The sequence below is a fragment of the Paraburkholderia piptadeniae genome, from assembly GCF_900007165.1.
Lineage (GTDB): Bacteria > Pseudomonadota > Gammaproteobacteria > Burkholderiales > Burkholderiaceae > Paraburkholderia > Paraburkholderia piptadeniae.
In genome coordinates, this window is the sequence record NZ_CYGY02000263.1 from 1 (window position 1) to 543 (window position 543).

1 protein-coding gene is annotated in these 543 nt (G+C 62.6%); it reads left to right on the top strand.

Annotated features, from left to right (window positions below; all coding sequences use genetic code 11):
• Positions 1 to 462: fimbrial biogenesis chaperone (locus BN2476_RS45135; RefSeq protein ID WP_369122666.1), on the top strand; the 462-nt coding region annotated here is incomplete at its 5' end.
• Positions 463 to 543: the final 81 nt, after the last annotated feature.

A 543-nucleotide genomic window follows, 5' to 3' on the forward strand; every position in this document is an offset into this window, starting at 1 on the left:
TTGGTCCGGGTCATCCGGGTGGGTGCGCCACCCACTGGTGCGGGCGCGGTGGAAGATGCTTACCGGTTGGCAATCGACGAGTTGCCAGTCGATGCGCAAGGCAAGCCGGGGTTGCAGTTCGTGCTGCATTACTCGGTGCCCGTCTTCATCCAGCCTGCCGGAGCGGCTGCCGCTCCGCCACAACTGCAATGGAGTCTACTGCGTGATGGCGACCATGTGATGCTGCAGGTGAGCAATCACGGTGGCAGCCATGCCCAGCTGGCAGGCCTGAGTTACGTCGACACCATGGGTCGCCGTACCGACATCACCCCGGGCCTACTTGGCTACGTTTTAGCGGGCGCAACCATGCGCTGGATGCTGAAGCCATCCGCCGCGATCTTCGCCGCTGGCGGCACTCTTGAGGCAATGGTGAATGGCGAGAAGGCCACGCAAAACCTGTCTCTGGCCGACCGTTCTCACTGAAGCCATCCTGCTGCAGAGCCTGCTCGTATTCGGGGCCCATGCTGCCGATACAGTCACGTCGGCCGGCTCTGCAGCTAATAG